We start from the raw sequence: 16,657 nt of genomic DNA, 5'->3' as shown, positions 1-16,657 counted from the left end.
CCGGCTCTCAAGGCTTCCGGGCGGTCATTTGCAAGATTCATCCCGTACGAGCGACAGGACAGGCCGAATTGGCGCGTAGTAGGTCAGTGTGAACATGAACGACCAATACGGCTCTGAGGGCAACGGGCTGCTGAGCGACAGTCTAGATGAGATCCCTTGCGTGTCGCGCTGCAAGGGGGGCTCATGACCAATCCTGATGAGCTTAGGCACTTGCATATCTGAGCTGTCTCGACACGCGATGCTCTTCTACCAGCGCATTGTTGGATATCAGATGTGCATGCAAGGGGGCAGTGAAGCTCTGCTACTTTTTACGGAGAAAGCCGTTCTGTCAGGTGGACGCGAGGCGAGTTCTTGAATGTCGTGGAATAATAGGGTCGTCTGGTCGGAGGGCTTATTCCTCCGCCCCCAGCATTTTCAGCAGGCCGATCGTCACGTCGAACAGCTGGTGCGTAGCAGGACGGCGGTTTTGCATGGGTACGGGTGGGGTATCAGCGAGCTGCGGCTCAATCGAGAGCTACTTGGTCTCGGCAAGATCGCCATCGAAGCGGCTCGCGGCGTCTTGGAGGACGGCATGCCCTTCAGTATTCCTGACGAAGCCAACCAGCCAACTCCCTACGACGTTCCGCGGGATTTTCGAGATTCGCTTATTCACTTGGCGGTACCGTTTTATCAACCCGGCGCTCTTGAAACCGACGCGCAAGCGGGAATTGACGTACCTATCCGCTTCGCAGTCTCCACTGAGGATGTTGTCGACACCAACGCTGGCGAGCGGGGCAGCGCCTCCATCGACGTAGCGCGGCTGGATTTTCGACTGCTGCCGGACGCGGCAGACCGGTCTGGCTACACTTGCATCCCAATCGCCCGTATCATAGAGGTCCGGGCCGACCGACAGATCATTCTGGACGAGACGCACGTGCCGCCAACCCCCGACTGCGCCAGCTCCCGGGTCCTCTCGAACTACATCACTGAGATCACCGGCCTGCTTCACCATCGTGGTGAAGCTCTGGCTACTCGGGTCTCCCAGTCGGGCACGAACCGGGTTGCAGAGCTCGCGGACTTCCTTCTGCTGCAGGCGATCAATCGGTACGAGCCGTACTTCTGCCACCTGTCCAAGGCCGCCGTTGTAAATCCGGAATCGCTGTATGTTCTCATGCTCCAGCTGGCGGGTGAACTAGCCACGTTCGCCCGCCTCGATAAACGTGCCCCGACCCTTGGTGTTTACAAGCACGACTCTCTCGCGGAGGCGTTTTTGCCAGTGATCCAGTCGATCCGGGCTTCGCTGGGTGCGGTGATTGAGCAGACTGCGGTCTCCGTACCGCTGCAGCGGCAAAAATACGGTATCCATGTGGCTGAGGTGGCCGACCGCTCTCTCTTTACGACCTCGAGCTTCGTGCTGGCTGCTCGGGCTGATATTGAGGTCGAGCGCCTCCGGCGCGAGTTCCCGTCTCAGATTAAGATCGGCCCGGCGGAGAAAATCACGGAACTCGTCAATGTCGCACTGCCCGGCATTATCATCAATCCCCTACCGGTCGCGCCGCGTCAGATCCCGTTCCATGTTGGATTCAGCTATTTCGAGATCGATCAAAATAGCCGCTTCTGGAAGGATATGCCCCAATCCGCTGGCTTGGCGCTGCACGTTGCTGGCGACTTCCCAAATCTCGAAATGGCTCTTTGGGCCATCCGAGCCGGACAGAACCCAAATTTGAGTTAGCCCACCAATGCCCCTCACGCTACGTGTACACTGCAATAGATGCAGTTTTCCGGAATATCTCGTGCCGGGCGACGCGGCTGGTGGGCTGACTACCAGCCGAGCAGGCAACAGCCTCGTTCTGCCGGATGATCAGCAGATGGTCTCGAAATACCACTGCTCAATCGAATGCATGGCACGGCGATACGGACTGATCGACCGAGGCCGCGGCAACACATGTCTGAGTGACGAGGCTGTGCCGCTTCCGTCAGAGGCGCCGGTCGCCCGGAAAACCAGCGATGTTATTCAGATCGGCGCCTATAGGATCGATGTCGTCGTGTCGCCTTCGATATCCATTGCGGAGAGTGCCGCCGAACCGGAGGGACAACTTGCAGCGACAAGTGAGGAGTTGAGTTTTCTTGGCCCCCTCGAAATGGCCTCGTCGCTCCTGGCGGGCAATTGCACCCGGGGTGAAGAAGCGCTGCTGGACCTGAGGGACGGCGATTTCCCACCATTGCCAGTCTTAGACACTCGGTTTGACGCGCTGGCGGGCATGATGAGAAGTCCGTTGGATATCTACGCAGACAGTGTGCCGGATCGGGCCCCCATCTTGGCGCAACCCAAGGTAGATCAATCATCTCGACAAGAATCATCGGGCGGCCGTCACGGCTTTTCTTGCCGCCTGCGGCTTATCATTGGCAGATGTCCGGAATGCCGGCATCGTAAGCGTGCTGGATCGTGCAGGGAAAATGCTTCTGTATTCCGCCGCGCTGCACAGCATTCTCTCCGAGCGAGAGCTGGCGAACAATCATTCAGAAATAAGAGTCCCGACGAAAAACCCCTGAGGTTCGTTCCGGATGTCAGGGGGTTCCTCCGCGGAGACCTGGCCATTGAGCATGCCTTCGCCGACCGTGGGACGCATGACGTGTTATTCGCGGCTGTGCAGAAGGCTCTGTCCAGCGTCCGTGCACGCTTGTCCCTACCAGGGATCGAGAAGGCGATGGGGCGGACCCGTTCCCTTTTGCACTGCAACCATAAGGCGCGAAACCGGAGTGCGTACGTGCGTGTCTTCAATGACGTCGTATCGAACATCGAAACTGATTTGCTCCGGAGCTTCGGCGCCGACTTCGCGCGCCCAGTGCGAGAGCGTCGCCGACCCGCCCGCCGATCCCACGATGAGAGCGTCCGCTCCGAAGGGAAGTGGGCGGGTTGATGATGGTGATTGAGGAAACGATGCCAAAATCCCAGCCACTCGTCCTCCTCCACGCCGAGGAGCAGTTGGCTGTCCCTTCGCCGTCATCGCCAGTGCCGGACGAACTTACCTGGGAGATGCTTGCGCTCGACCGACTTAATCCACTGGTCGCCGCCGCGGCGGCGCTGCTGGGTCTCAGCGCTCAGCTCAAGAGCAGTGCTAGCCATATCGACGTTGAAGCACTGCGCCTTAGAGTGCTGCAGGAGATCGATGCTTTTGAGCGTCGGATCACGCCGCTCGGATTGCCATCGCGAGCGATCAAGGTCTGCAAATACGCCCTCTGCGCGACCATCGATGACATCGTTCTGAACACAGTCTGGGGCAGCAACAGCGTCTGGACGACGCGCAGCTTGGTGGGATCGCTGTTCAGCGATACCTGGGGCGGCGAGCGTTTCTTCGATCTACTGACGCAATTGAAATATGAACCGGCCATCAATATTGAACTGCTGGAGCTGCTCTACTACTGCATGAGGTTGGGCTTCGAAGGCCGCTACCGCGTCACTGCGGGAGGAGCCGCAGAGCTCAGTGTGCTGTGCGAAGACGTCTACCGCCTGATCCGAGCAGCCCGTGGTGACTTCGAGCGCGAACTATCCCCGCACTGGCGGAGGAACTCTAATAATCCGAAGCCACGCCGCACAATCGTTCCAATCTGGGCTGTCGTAGCGTTTGGGGCAGGGTTACTCCTCTCGATCTATACCGGACTCCTGCATGCATTAAATGCCCGCGCCGATGCTGTCTTCAACGATCTCGCGACATTGCCGCCGAACGGCGCTGTCAGATCGGTGAGAATCGTATTGCCGCCAAAGGTTGTGATGAGCAGCGGCCGACTGCGTAACTTCCTCGAGCCCGAAATCCGCGAAGGGCTTGTCACTGTGTCCGAGGACCCACAGCAGATCGTCGTTACCATTCGCGCCTCCGGGATGTTCGATTCTGCTAGTCCGGAAGTGAAGAAAATGTTCCTGCCGCTTCTTTTACGAATTGGTCGTTCTCTGAACGATGAGTCGGGAGCAATCCTCCTGACCGGGCACACCGACGCCATGCCGGTGCAATCGCTCGCCTTCCCTTCAAACGATTCCCTTTCGCTCGCGCGTGCGAGGACAGCTGCCGAGATTATTAAATCCATCATGGATGACCCAGGCCGCGTGCGAGAAGAGGGCAGAGGGAGCGGTGAACCGGTCGCTTCGAACCATACGCCCGAGGGCCGCGCGCGGAACCGTCGGATTGAAATCATCATCACAAAGACACGATGAAGGCAGGCCATGCAGTCAATCAAAAAAGCGCTTAGGTGGCAATGGCTCCGTGTCGGCGGGGCAGGGATCGTGTGTGCCTTAATCTTCACGCTCGGACCACACATCTCGGTCGGAGGATTTGCGCCGCTTGACAGCCTTCGCAGCCAGATCGCGGCATCGATGCTGATTCCGGTCGGATACACCGTGATCTACTTGATCCAGTCCCAGCTTTACAAGGTTCAGGCCTATTTTGAAGACCTCGTCCAATCACGAGTGTCGGGAGCCCTGGACGAGGTTGGGGCCGAGCAGAAGAAGGGAGACCCAAGGCCTTCCGACCGAAGTGTGGGCCAAGCCAGCACGCTTGCTGAAAGAGAGCTTGAGGCGATTCGTCATCGTTTCCGCGAGGCCCTTACCACACTCAAGGGGCGCCGCTACGCAGGAGGTATCAGCAGGCGGTGGCTCTATCAGCGGCCATGGTATGTGATGATCGGTCCGCCCAACTCGGGGAAGACCACAGCAATAGTCAATTCCGGGCTCAGCTTTCCGCTGGCGGCAAGGTCCGGTCTGAGAGCCGCCGGTGGGGTCGCGGGTACGGAAAACTGCGACTGGTGGATCACCGATGACGCGGTGTTCGTCGACACTGCTGGGCGCTACACGATACAGGAGGGTGATGCAGACCGGGACAAAGCGGTTTGGCGTGGCTTGCTTCGTATGCTCAGACGCTCCCGGCCACGGCAGCCGCTGAACGGGGTCTTAGTCACGATCGGGATCAGCGAGCTGAACTCGACATCCGAGGAAGTGCTCGCCGATCGCGCGCGCTGTATCCGTGAGCGGCTCCTCGAAATTTACAGGGAGCTTCGCCTGCAACTGCCGATTTATGTGCTTTTCACTAAGAGCGATCTGCTGGCGGGATTTGTTGAATTCTTCGACGATCTGGGTCGCGAGGGGCGGGAGGCGGTGTGGGGGTTCACCTTTGCGCAAGAGGCTTCGGAGGACGAAGACGATCCGATGGCGTTTGCCGCAGCATACGATGCGCTGGTTGGCCGCCTAAACGAAAGGCTGCTTGAACGAATGCAGCATGAAAGCAACCTCCAGCGTCGCGCGCTCATGTTCGGCTTCCCACAGCAGGTCGCTAGCCTCAAGCACCTGACGCAACAGTTCTTGAAGGAAGCCTTTGGCGGGAATTCGTTCCAGGAACCGCTTATGCTCCGCGGCGTCTACTTCTTAAGCGGCACGCAAATTGGCATGCCCTTCGATCGAGTTGCGAACGCCAGATCTCAGACCTTCGAGATCGCTCAGCCGCCCTGTACAGCGCTTCGTGGCCCGGGGCGTGGTTATTTCATCAGCCGGCTGCTGCGCGAAGTCGTTTTCGCCGAAGCTGGGCTCGTCGGTGCCAATCACCGCTTCGATCGGCGCCAGCGGCGGATCCGATATAGCGCCTACACGATGATAGCGGCGGTCATCGTTAGCGCCGGCGTCTTGTGGACGTTCAGCTATATTCGGAATGTTGAGCGGATCGAGAGCGTTCGCCTAATGGCTGGCAGCTATGCCAGAGGGGCCGAAAAGCTGAAGCTCGACCGGGTTGAGAGTGGCGATCTTCGACCCATCCTGCCACTGCTTCAGCGGCTGCGTGATTCTAACGGCGACAGCGCGGGCGGCCGCCTATCAAGTTCGGGTCTCGACCAGAGTAAGAAAATCAAGGTTCAAACGCTCGCGGCGTACCGCCGCGCCTTGAACACCGTCCTGCTGCCGCGGCTGATCTTCCGGTTGGAAACCTTACTGGCCGAGCGGCACGACGATGATCAGTTCGTCTACCAGGCGTTAAAGGTTTACCTGATGCTGGGTCAGCAGGGTCCGCTCCAGCGCGCGGTCGTCAAGAACTGGATGGCTGCCGACTGGGGAGTGATGTTTCCGGCCGAAGCCGATGCCGGCCTGCGCCGCGCGCTCGCTGATCATCTGGATGCCCTCATGGAAGGGCCGCTGCCCCATAGTGAGCTTAACGGCGAACTGATAGAGAGGAGCCGCGCGAAGCTCCAGGCCGTCTCGATGGCGCGCCGCGTCCTCGACATCATCGCGACCAGTCCCGAAGCCTCGCGGGCGCCAACCTGGCGTCTGGCCGACCATGCCGGGCCGCTGGCGCAGGGCGTCCTGGCTCGCAAATCGGGACAGCCGCTCAGCGAGGGGGTTCCTGGCATCTACACGAGGGCGGGGTTTTACGGAATTTTTCTGCGATTGCTGCCGCAGGTGGCTGACGCTGTCGCTGCAGAAGGCTGGGTTCTCGACGCACAGGTAGTCGCGCCGACCGCAGCCGATGATGTGAGCCAGAAGCTGCGGCGTTCGGCGGCGGATCTCTACGCTCAGGAGTTCGCGTTGCGCTGGGACCAGCTCATTGGCGATATGTCGATCCACCCGTTTGGGGGCATCGATGACGCGCTGCGCACCTTGAACACGCTGTCCGCGCCGACGTCACCAATGCGCCTGTTCCTTTTCGCGGCGGCGCAGGAGCTAAAGCTCAAGCAACCACCGGCTCCCGAGGACGGCTTGACGAAAGGTGACAGTGTCCCCCAGGGCGAGGTGTTGCCAAGCGAGCTCGAGGCACTGTTCCGCTCTCAACCGGCCGCGGACACGCCTGAAGCTCACGTCCGGCTCTATATGGGCGATCATTTCCAGTGGCTGCACCAGTTGGTCGAAGTGCCGTCGAACAGCCAAGCGGGCGCGCAGGCGCCGATCGACAGTGCTCTCCGCGATCTGGGCGAACTGTATCGCTCCCTCAGCCAGGCGCAGGGGCTGGCGGGTTCGAACATCTTGGAACACAACGGGCAGGCGGGCGTCGCCATCCACCAGATCGAGGCGGGAGCGACCAATCTGCCCGAACCCATCCGGCAATGGATCCTCGGCCTCAGCCGCCACAGCTCGGACCTAACCGTCAGCGGCGTGAGGCGCGAGTTGGCGAGCGGTTGGGCGGGCGGCCCCGGCGATTTGTGCCGGCGGGCTACGGAAGGACGGTATCCCTTCGCGCGCGGATCCCGCCGGGATGTCCCTTTGAGCGATTTCGCCCGACTGTTCGGCCGCAAGGCGGAGATCGACACTTTCTTCGCCGAGAACCTTTCCCCCTTCGTCGACAAATCCACAGGTTCGTGGCAGTTTCGGCCAACGAGCGGTGTCGATTTCCCTATCGGCCGCAATACCTTGGCCCAGTTCCAACGGGCAGCCACAATCCGCGACACCATGTTCGAGGATACCGGCCAGTTGTCAGTTGGATTCCTGCTCACCGTCGCCGAGACCGATCCGTTGACAGACCAGGTGGTGGTGGACATCGACGGCCAGCGCCTCGAACATCGACGAGGAACGGCCGCCGCGGCCATGCATTTCCATTGGCCCACGGCCAGCGGCGTCGGCGGCGCTTCCGTCGCTTTCATCGGTTTTCAAGGCGCCATTCTCTCCAAGAGCGGCCATTGGGCGCTATTTCGCCTCTTAAATGAGGCGGACAAGCGGCCCTTGGGAGGAGGGGACCTTATTCAGGTACGACTGGTGTCGGGTGACCATTGGGCGGTTTTTAACCTCCAGCCTGACAGCGTGATGAGCCCGTTGTCCCGCAATCTGCTGTCAGAATTCCGATGTCCAGATTTCTTATGACCGCCGGGATAGCATCCGACTTGCGCTGGGAAGGCCCTATGGGATCACGAGACGCCCACGCAGGTCCGCGGCGGGAGAGGTCGGCATTTCGGTTGCCGGCCGGATCGGAGGCGGTCACGGCTGCGACTGGCGGCGATCGTTGCTTGATCTCGGCGCGCCGCTTTCCGGCTCGACTAGACCGCTGGAGAGCGCGGTCACCTCCATCAGGCAGATCTTCGGGAAGTTGGGTGATCAGATCCTGTCCCATCCTATCAACCGACGTACACTGATCTAGAACAGGAAACTGGAGAGATATAATGGCCGGAATGAAGCACAATAGGACAAGAGCAAAGAAGTTTATGCAGTTGATCGACCAGACGAGGAACAGTGCGGATTTGGAGTTCTGCTTTGCGGTTGGCACGGTTGGCGATCTGCGGAAGCCTGCTGTCCTGGTGAGTAAGAAAAAGCTCAATGGATTGGCACAAACTTTGAAAAGCATGCCTTTTGAAGATGATGAGGATAGTGGTAAGGAGACCTTTTCGCTTCTGCGGAGAGGCACGGGCAGGATGAACGAAAACGGCGTTATCCTCGTCAAGTTGGCTGATGGTGGAAAGGCCGGGTTCCCGCAGGTCCAAAAGGTGATGAAGAAGTATTTCGTGAACTTCCGCATGAGGCTGCCTGACATGCAGGAAGCAGGAATTTTAACTGAAGAAGACATTCAGCAGTTTGAGATGAACGCCGAGGAGAACTCTCAATTTCTTCCACCCGACAACTCTGAAGAATTAAATCGGCCGATGGCGGCACTCGATAGCGCGGAAGGGAACTCCGCAGGGAGTGTTGAGGAAACTGAAGAGAGAAGCAAGCGTGAAGGCGGGGCTGAGTTCCTGGAGCAGCTTCTCCCGGAAGTGAAGGAGGGCATTGCCGCCGCGGCAGCGACCATTTCCAATCACGCAGTAAGTCTCAGCGCGCAAATTGGCGCGGGACAGACCGCAGAGTTGTCCCATCTGACCACGAAGATCGCGGATTGGCTGCAACGTGTGCTGGCTGCGACGCCTCAGGAAGAGCAGGAGGCAACGCTGCACAACTTCGCCGGCCGGCTTCTGTTGATGCTGGCCTATCCTGAGAATCTGCGAAATCTTCAATATGTGGATGACATGCCCGATGGGGCGGGGCAGGGCGAGACAAACGGCGACCGCCGCGAAGAGGTCGTGGTGAATGGGATCGATCTGAACAGAGTCCCAACGGGTGCTCTCGATCAAGACGAGGTAGTAGAGTCCTTGTTCCGTCTGATCAAGGCAAAGGCTCAGGAGCGACAGCTTTCTTATCCGCTAGAGAACGCGAATTCTGAAAGGATTGCGAAGATAGTGTCGTCGCAATGGCCGAAGGAACTAGGCGATGCAGCCCGTAGGCGCGCGGTTGTGGAGCGTCTGATCGCAGCGGTGGTCCCGCGGCTCGGTAACGATGATCAACTTCTGGTCCTTCTTGGCATCACAGACCAGCCCGAAAGGACCAAGTCCGTCGAAAACTCGGTCGAAAGTATCATAGCTGCATGGCAGGCTCATCTCGACACTGCCTTGACGCTGAGGGATGAGGTAAAGAGCAAGATCAACCAGATGGTCGATGTGGAAGCCCGCGGCGGAACGTGGAGGTATGTCGACGACATCTTCCTGCAGTTCGGTGGAGAGCTTTCGGATCAGCTCTCCGCCATCACCGAACGCAACGGTGACGCAATGTCGAGCGCGACCGAGCGTGTCAGAACCACAGTCCAGAAGAAGCTCGACTATCTCAACGGCAGCGACATTGTAGCCATGCTTGACAATCCTCCAATCGACATCGGTCCGGGCACTATAGGGCAGACGCTGCGGGAAGGGCTCGCCGCCATCACCGATGGACTGAAGCGCATCGAAACCTCGCGCGCCGCGCCCGCCGCGTAGTGATCGCCTGCCTCGATGCCGGTCGGCCCACCGGAAGGCCGGCCGAGCACGCCATCAACGGCTGCATCAGCGACGGAAGGAGTTCCGCCGCTCAGGTGGATCAGCGAAGCGGTGAAGGAGCGGCGCACCAACAGAGGCTTCTTCATCATCGGCTGCCGCTTCAACGACCAGATGCTGCGCACCTACGCCCGACAGATCACGAAGCGATCCAACGCCCCACGTTTGGCGGTGCTGGATGCGGCAGCGCTGACCAACAACGAACGCCGTTTCTTTGTACCCATCCGGCGAAGGCCGTCTGCCGCGATTTGCTGATTGGCTTTAAGTGCATGCCTTATGTCATGCGCTACAATTATTTCCCCATTGAGGTCTTGTCCGCCGATGATCTTGGTCGCCGGCGGGATTGGTCGGACGAAGAGAAAGTTCGGATCGTCGAGGAAAGCCTGCAAGGTTTTCGTCAGGGGTCAGCGACGGCGCGACGATATGGATTGTCGCGATCTTTGTTGACGGCCTGGCGTCGACAATACCGCAGCGGCCTTCTGAGTGTTTCAGCGTCAACGGGTTTCGTGCCGCTTACGATTTCGCCACCGCCGCCGGCGGCATCTGCGGAGATGACCGCGCCGCTGCGTTCTGAAGACGACATGACGATCGAGATCGGCCTGCCGAACGGCCGACGGCTGACGATCCCGGCCTCACTTGATCCGATCGTCCTCGCCCGGCTGTTGCCGATTCTGGATATGTCATGATCGCATTTCCCGCGGGGGTGAAGGTGTGGATCGCGGGCGGCGTGACAGACATGCGTTGCGGCATGAACAGTCTGGCGCTGAGGGTGCAGGAAGGCCTCGGCCGCGATCCTCATGGCGGTGAGGTCTTCTGCTTCCGGGGTCGCAAGGGTGACCTGATCAAGGTCCTCTGGCATGACGGCGTCGGCATGTCGCTTTACCTGAAGCGGCTGGAAGCTGGAAAATTCATCTGGCCGGTCAGCCAGAATGGCTCCGCCGTGTCTGTATCGTCGGCGCAGCTCGGCTATCTCCTGGAAGGGATCGACTGGCGCAACCCGCGCTGGACGCAGCGGCCTTCGAAGGCAGGCTGATCGCCTGCATTGCTCTGTTTTTGTTGGGCTTTCGACATGCGGCATGGTAGCTTTCGGCCATGGATGATGCTGCTTCGGAGATAGCCAGACTGCGCGCCGCGCTTGCGGCATCGGAAGTGCGTGCCGCCTCTGCCGAGTCCGACCTCGCACAGGTGCGCGCCTTCGTGACGACCTCCGAGGCGATGATCCGGCACCTCAAGCTCGAGATTGCCAAAATGCGCCGCGAGCAATATGGCCAGAGTTCGGAACGGCGCGCCCGGCTGATCGACCAGATGGAACTGCAGCTCGAAGAACTCGAGGCCGATGCCACCGAGGACGAGATCGCCGCGGAACGCGTGGCGGCGAAGATCACAAATGTCTCTGCCTTCGAACGCCGTCGCCCGGCACGCAAGCCGTTCCCGGAACATTTGCCGCGCGAGCGCCTGATCATCGAAGCTCCCTCGATTTGCACCTGCTGCGGCTCGGCGCGGATCGTGAAGATGGGCGAAGACGTCACTGAGACGCTGGAGGCGATCCCGCGCCAGTGGAAGGTGATCCAGACGGTGCGCGAGAAGTTCACCTGCCGGGATTGCGAGAAGATCAGCCAGCCACCGGCCCCTTTCCATGCGACACCGCGGGGATGGGCGGGACCGAACCTGCTGGCGACGATCCTGTTCGAGAAGTTCGGCCAACATCAGCCATTGAACCGCCAGGCCGAGCGCTACGCCAGGGAAGGCGTCGATCTCAGTCTCTCCACGCTGGCCGATCAGGTCGGAGCCTGCACGACGGCGCTGCAGCCGATCCATGATCTAATCCGCGCCCATGTGCTGGCCGCCGAGCGGCTGCATAGTGACGACACCACCGTGCCGCTTCTGGCCAGGGGAGCAACAAGGCAGGCACGGTTATGGACTTATGTGCGCGATGACCGTCCCTTCGCGGGCGGCGCGCCTCCCGCCGCACTCTTCCATTTCTCTCCCGATCGCGAGAAGACCCATCCCAACACGCATCTTGCCGGATGGCATGGCACACTGCAGGCCGATGCCTATGGCGGCTACAACGACCTCTATCGTGCCGATCGCCGCCCCGCGCCGGTCAGGAGCGCGCTCTGCTGGAGCCATGCGCGACGCAAGTTCTTCGAACTCGCTGACATCGCCGGCAACGTGCGCAAGGGCAAACCTGCCCATGAGATATCGCCCGTCGCGCTTGAGGCCGTGGCCCGCATCGACGCGCTCTTCGACATCGAGCGCGGCATAAACGGAATGCCTGCCGAGGATCGGCTCACAACGCGGCAGCAACATGCTCGTCCGCTCGTCGAAGAACTGCACGATTGGCTCATGGCTCAGCGTGGGCAAATGTCGAAGCACAATCCCGTCGCCAAGGCGATCAACTACATGTTCGAGAAGGAGGGTCGCTGGGAAGCCTTCACCCGGTTCCTCGACGACGGCAGACTGTGTCTGTCAAACAATGCCGCTGAACGAGCCCTGCGCGGCGTTGCTCTCGGAAGAAAGGCATGGCTATTCGCCGGTTCCCAGCGCGGAGGCGAGCGTGCTGCCTTCATGTATTCCCTAATCGTCACGGCAAAGATGAACGATATCGATCCGCAGGCCTGGTTGGCGGACGTGCTCGCCCGCATGCCCGGCATTCCCGTATCACGGCTGCCGGAGCTGTTGCCGTGGAACTGGCCCGCCGGAAGCGCCCGGCAGATGGCGGCGTGATGGCGCGCCCGACGCATGTCTACACGATCGACTATGTCGCCATGCTGATCGGCGAGAACCTCGAACTCATCCAGGAAGTCGCCAGCAACTCCGACAACATCGACTATGGTGAGACGATCCATGCCCATGACGGCAGCGAAGAGGGCATCACGACCTTCACCGACCGGGGCATCGAAAGCTTGAAGGAGTTCCTCGCCGATATCCGCACCTGGGAAGGAGGTCTTCGCCAGTTCCTTGTCGACGAGCAATGTGATCCGGAAAAGATCGAACGCATCATGGCAGACGAGCCGAAATCATAAGTGCCGCGGCCTTCGCCGGATGGATACGTTTCTTTGCAGCAAGCCCGATCACGCTTATCGACGTGCAGACTGGCGAAGCTGCGGCTCGGCTTGTCGGCTGAAAACTAGAGTAGAGAAGGAGTATTGCGGATGCGACGATACACGAGGATTTCGTCGGTCGGTCGGTCGACACCGACGTCGGAGGCGGATTTGCCGTAAACGTTGATCATCACGGCCGCCATTTGAAAGGAAGGATGGTAGTGCCGCTCGCCTTCCTATCAATCCACCCATCCCTTTTTTGCACGCATTCCATCCAAACAAACAATTTTACTGGTCAAAACAATTGCCCTTAGAAAAAACGCTGAAGAGCGCTGTGCAGAACGATTGTGTGGAGTTCTAAAAATGGGTCCTCAGGTTCGGTAGAGACTGTGCTGGAAAACGAGTTGGAGCACTCTGTCAGTTGCCTGGCCTCGATTGTTATCACGTTGGACGTGATCGGCCAAATCTTGGCCGTTGCTTCTGCCGTTTCAGTGCTAATGGGCTCTCACAAGAAGCACTGTTGCCTGGTCGACTAAATCTGTGAGTGCATCCCTCACAATGACTAGAAGCCAGAGCAGGCGCGCTCGCAGCCGCAAGGACATGATCTGCGCCTTTTGCAGGAACACCAAACCTCGTGATGTTTTCTTGCGGCTGTCGGGCCGAAATATGAAGGACTGAGTAATGTGGATAGGTTACGTGGCAGTTCTGCTGCAAATGCTTCGGTCAGGGTTTCCGTGCGGCGTCGCAACTATAGCATCAAGAAGGTTGCGCAGCATCGATTGTCGGCAATGTCGCCGAGCCGGTCGCTATTAGTATCGGCTTCGCCTGTGAGCTCTATCTGACACGTCAAACACAAGCTTTGAACTTACGAAAGCCGGCGGTCGGGCCAGAGCGACCTACCTTTCGAAACGGACTGGAGAGCAACATGCTGTGTCTAGGGCTGAGTGGGCGTCTAAGCAGAGTCTACGAAAATTCGTTCGATCTACCGAACAGCTTTATGCACGATGGGGCTGCGGTTCGCGTTCGCGACGGCCGAGTGATAGCGGCTGTCGAAGAGGAACGGCCTAACCGAATCAAGCACTCCAACACGCTACCAATTCGTTCGATTCAATATTGCCTCGCATCTGCAGGTGTTCAGCTCAGCGACATCGACCGCATCGCGTATTATGCAACCGAGGCCTATTGCAACGCTGTGCTCGAGCGCGTGCGCCTCTCTCACCCAAGCACCCCAGTATCGGATGCGAGGCTGTTGCAACGGGCTCAGGGAGGTCGACACGGGCTCTATATTCCTGTGGGACACCCCGATGTTCCATGTGATCGCCATCGTCACACAGATCTGGCCGCCCATTGGACGCGTGATGGCACAATGCCATGGAGGTTGTCACCCACGCTCCACCGCCGAGATGAACTCGAAAACGTTGGACCCGGAATTGATTGTTGAGGAATGAACTTCATGAAACGCAATGTAGAACAAGAGGTGACGGATCAACTCGCTTATAGGCGAAAGATGTTGCAAGATTGGAGAGGAGAGCGCCTCACTGGACACCAGATAAACCTAGCATCAATAGACCTCAACCTCCTGGTGGCGCTCGAGGCTCTGCTCGAATACCGGAACGTGACGCACGCGGGCCAGCACATCGGGCGGAGTCAACCGGCGATGAGCCGCGCACTGGGAAGGCTGCGCGGCTTGTTCAATGATGATCTCCTGGTGCGGTCTTCAACGGGTTTGATCCCAACGCCGCAAGGCGAACATTTGGCTCAAAGGCTGCCGTCGGCACTGCGTACGATCCGAGAGATGGTGACAAGCCGCAGCGTAATCTCAAAAGAAGCGGGGAGGGGGGCAACGCTGGCGATCCCCGATCATCAAGCTTTGGCTGTACTACCGCGCCTCCTGCCGTGGTTACGCGAGCGTGCCCCTCATCTCGACACACTCGCCTGTTTGCCATTTGATCGTGCCGTGCGGGGGCTTGAGCAAGGTGATATTGATTTGGCCGTTGGGCATATCGACGTGCAACTGCCTGGCTATTTTCGGCGGAGTCTTTATACAGACCGCTTCGCGTGTTTGTTGCGCCACGACCATCCAGCGCTGGCGCAGGAATGGACGATCGACAACTTCGCGACCTTGCGTCACGCTGCCATCAGTACGGACTCCCCGACCACTTCGGCCCGATCTACGACCACTTGCCCAACCTGCGAGCGGATCGTAGTCCCATACTGTTTTCCAGCGTTCTCACGGCAGCGGTGGTAGCTTCGGCAACGGATTTGGTATTGCTCGTCCCGCGCCGCGTTGCGACCCAAGTTTCCGCGATGCTGCCGCTTAGGGTTGTTGATCCACCCCTCGAGCCGGCACCGTATAAGGTCATGCTCATCTGGCACGAGCGGTGCCATCACGACCCGCAGCATAAATGGCTGCGCAAGGAGGTCGCCGCCGCGTTGGAGACGGGAGCGGACTGACACAAGAAGCGGTGATCGGGATGCTCCTGAAGCATCAAAGAGAGCAACCGGGCATTTTGCGCGGGGAGATGACCAAGGCCCCAGCGCTGCTGCGACCGAGAGTGCCAGGCATGTTGGACGAATATCGAGACTTGGCTGCCTATGTGCTCGCGGGGCCTGCTTGTGTCCGGGCTTCTGCTGAGCTGCGGCACGGCCCGGCAGTGGCGCGGATATCTTCGCGCCAACTCTCGGATCGACCATGTTGATGGTGATCGTCAAGTGATCAACATTCATGTCAGCAAGCTCGCCGACACGGTCCGGCAGTGCCAGACCGTTGGTTGAAAGACACAGCTTGATATCGGGGATCTCTGTGGCTCCACGTTCAAATGTCGCCTTTGTCTTCTTCCGGTCATAACAGGCATCGCTTGGTCCGGTGATAAAGAGCACGGAAAGCTGAGGGACTTCATTGGCGACCGCAACGACCTTTCGCAGCGCCTGGTCAGGCGTCAGCTTTTCCGAGACGACCCCAGGCCGGCTTTCGTTGGCGCAGTATTTACGATCGCAGTAGTTGCACTGGATATTGCAGGCTGGTGCGGCTACGACGTGCATGCGCGCGAAATAGTAAGCTTCTTCTGAATAGCAGGAAAGGTCCTTGATTTTCTCCCACACAGCCGGCTCGGCGTGGTGCGGCTTTGCGGACGAACCGCACAATGACGCGGCGCAAGCAGTGGACTTCGCTGTGGCCAGCAGTTGGTTCATGGTTGTCGTGCTGGTCAGGCTCTTGAGCGAAATCATTGGTGGGGACATTGAAGGCTCCGTTGCTGCTTAACATCGCGGTTCAAAAAGCAAGGGCCATGCCAATGAAAATCACTACTTTTTTTCAATATGTTAGCGTTTTTTGTCCGGTTCCCTCCATTTGCGACCCGACATAGGGTTGTCAGGCATTTGACAATAGACAGACACCGGTAAAATGGCGGCTCGCCTCGGGTGCATGAGTTGAGGAGGGCAGGTCGGGCCGTTCGACCACACCAGGCGTAGAACTTTCTTTCACCCCGATTTGAACCCGCGGATGGCATAACCAACCTAAGGTCGGGTGAGGCCGGAGGCGAGCCGCCTGGCCTGAACCCACCCAGATTTCTCCATCGCGTCGATCAGCCGTTCCCGCTCGGTCAGACGCGCACCGATTGCGAGCCAGGCAGGATCGTTCGGATCACAGGCTTTGGAGGAGGCTTCGCCGAGGCAGGCGCCAGCGCGCCCGGCGGCCGCAAACGGGGATCCAGTCGACATTCGGCTCTTTCTGGCGAACTCGTCAATCGCATTGTTGCCGAATGGACCGTTAGCTCCCTTCCACACAAGCGCAGAGAGGCACTGGCTGTTCTTGCAGGCAAAATCCAACGGAGCAATGG

General features: G+C 59.3%; 10 protein-coding genes and 4 pseudogenes. 12 read left to right on the top strand and 2 right to left on the bottom strand.

The window, feature by feature from the left end:
* The first annotated feature begins 355 nt into the window (after positions 1-355).
* From tssK to MF410_RS36910, 12 genes and pseudogenes are all read left to right on the top strand, one after another.
* The gene (gene tssK / locus MF410_RS33640) at positions 356-1,711 is read left to right on the top strand and encodes a type VI secretion system baseplate subunit TssK (protein ID WP_007636670.1); all 1,356 of its coding nucleotides are present in this window, start codon (positions 356-358) and stop codon (positions 1,709-1,711) included.
* 7 nt (positions 1,712-1,718) lie between these two features.
* Complete coding sequence (locus tag MF410_RS33635) at positions 1,719-2,900, top strand: type VI secretion system-associated FHA domain protein (protein ID WP_275593050.1); 1,182 nt, start codon at positions 1,719-1,721, stop codon at positions 2,898-2,900.
* Positions 2,900-4,189: a type IVB secretion system protein IcmH/DotU gene (icmH, locus tag MF410_RS33630; RefSeq protein WP_096772079.1), complete on the top strand. Its 1,290-nt coding sequence runs from the start codon at positions 2,900-2,902 to the stop codon at positions 4,187-4,189. Before MF410_RS33635 ends, icmH begins: the two co-directional genes overlap by 1 nt.
* Before the next feature lie 9 nt (positions 4,190-4,198).
* A complete protein-coding gene (tssM, locus tag MF410_RS33625) occupies positions 4,199-7,804 on the top strand; it encodes a type VI secretion system membrane subunit TssM (RefSeq protein ID WP_239621080.1) in 3,606 nt (1,201 codons plus the stop codon).
* A 296-nt stretch (positions 7,805-8,100) separates the two neighbouring features.
* On the top strand, positions 8,101-9,717 hold the full coding sequence (locus tag MF410_RS33620; protein ID WP_239621079.1) for a hypothetical protein: 1,617 nt from the start codon (positions 8,101-8,103) through the stop codon (positions 9,715-9,717).
* A 99-nt stretch (positions 9,718-9,816) separates the two neighbouring features.
* Positions 9,817-9,987: pseudogene (locus tag MF410_RS33615) on the top strand (SIR2 family protein); the annotation flags it as partial.
* Positions 9,988-10,043: 56 nt separating this feature from the next.
* A complete protein-coding gene (locus MF410_RS33610; RefSeq protein WP_345774743.1) occupies positions 10,044-10,460 on the top strand; it encodes a transposase in 417 nt (138 codons plus the stop codon).
* Positions 10,457-10,807: an IS66 family insertion sequence element accessory protein TnpB gene (gene tnpB / locus MF410_RS33605; RefSeq protein ID WP_096772364.1), complete on the top strand. Its 351-nt coding sequence runs from the start codon at positions 10,457-10,459 to the stop codon at positions 10,805-10,807. Before MF410_RS33610 ends, tnpB begins: the two co-directional genes overlap by 4 nt.
* A 59-nt stretch (positions 10,808-10,866) precedes the next feature.
* A complete protein-coding gene (locus tag MF410_RS33600) occupies positions 10,867-12,501 on the top strand; it encodes an IS66 family transposase (protein WP_096772363.1) in 1,635 nt (544 codons plus the stop codon).
* A complete protein-coding gene (locus MF410_RS33595; RefSeq protein WP_096772366.1) occupies positions 12,501-12,800 on the top strand; it encodes a hypothetical protein in 300 nt (99 codons plus the stop codon). The genes MF410_RS33600 and MF410_RS33595 overlap by 1 nt, the downstream gene beginning before the upstream one ends.
* 943 nt (positions 12,801-13,743) lie before the next feature.
* Positions 13,744-14,070: pseudogene (locus MF410_RS33590) on the top strand (carbamoyltransferase N-terminal domain-containing protein); the annotation flags it as partial.
* Between the two features lie 192 nt (positions 14,071-14,262).
* Positions 14,263-15,272 (top strand): annotated as a pseudogene (locus MF410_RS36910) (LysR substrate-binding domain-containing protein).
* A gap of 210 nt (positions 15,273-15,482) precedes the next feature.
* On the opposite strand, the pseudogene MF410_RS36905 reads toward MF410_RS36910, so the two are convergent.
* Together MF410_RS36905 and MF410_RS33575 are read right to left on the bottom strand one after the other, a co-directional pair.
* Positions 15,483-16,058 (bottom strand): annotated as a pseudogene (locus MF410_RS36905) (radical SAM protein); the annotation flags it as partial.
* A gap of 276 nt (positions 16,059-16,334) precedes the next feature.
* Positions 16,335-16,538, bottom strand: coding sequence for a transcriptional regulator (locus MF410_RS33575; protein WP_096772326.1), 204 nt, complete (start codon positions 16,536-16,538; stop codon positions 16,335-16,337).
* Between the last annotated feature and the right edge of the window lie 119 nt (positions 16,539-16,657).

The organism is Rhizobium sp. C104 (assembly GCF_022354505.1).
GTDB classification, from domain to species: Bacteria; Pseudomonadota; Alphaproteobacteria; order Rhizobiales; family Rhizobiaceae; genus Rhizobium; species Rhizobium redzepovicii.
The sequence above is the reverse complement of the archived record's forward strand: the minus strand, read 5'-3'. Positions and strand labels throughout refer to the sequence as shown.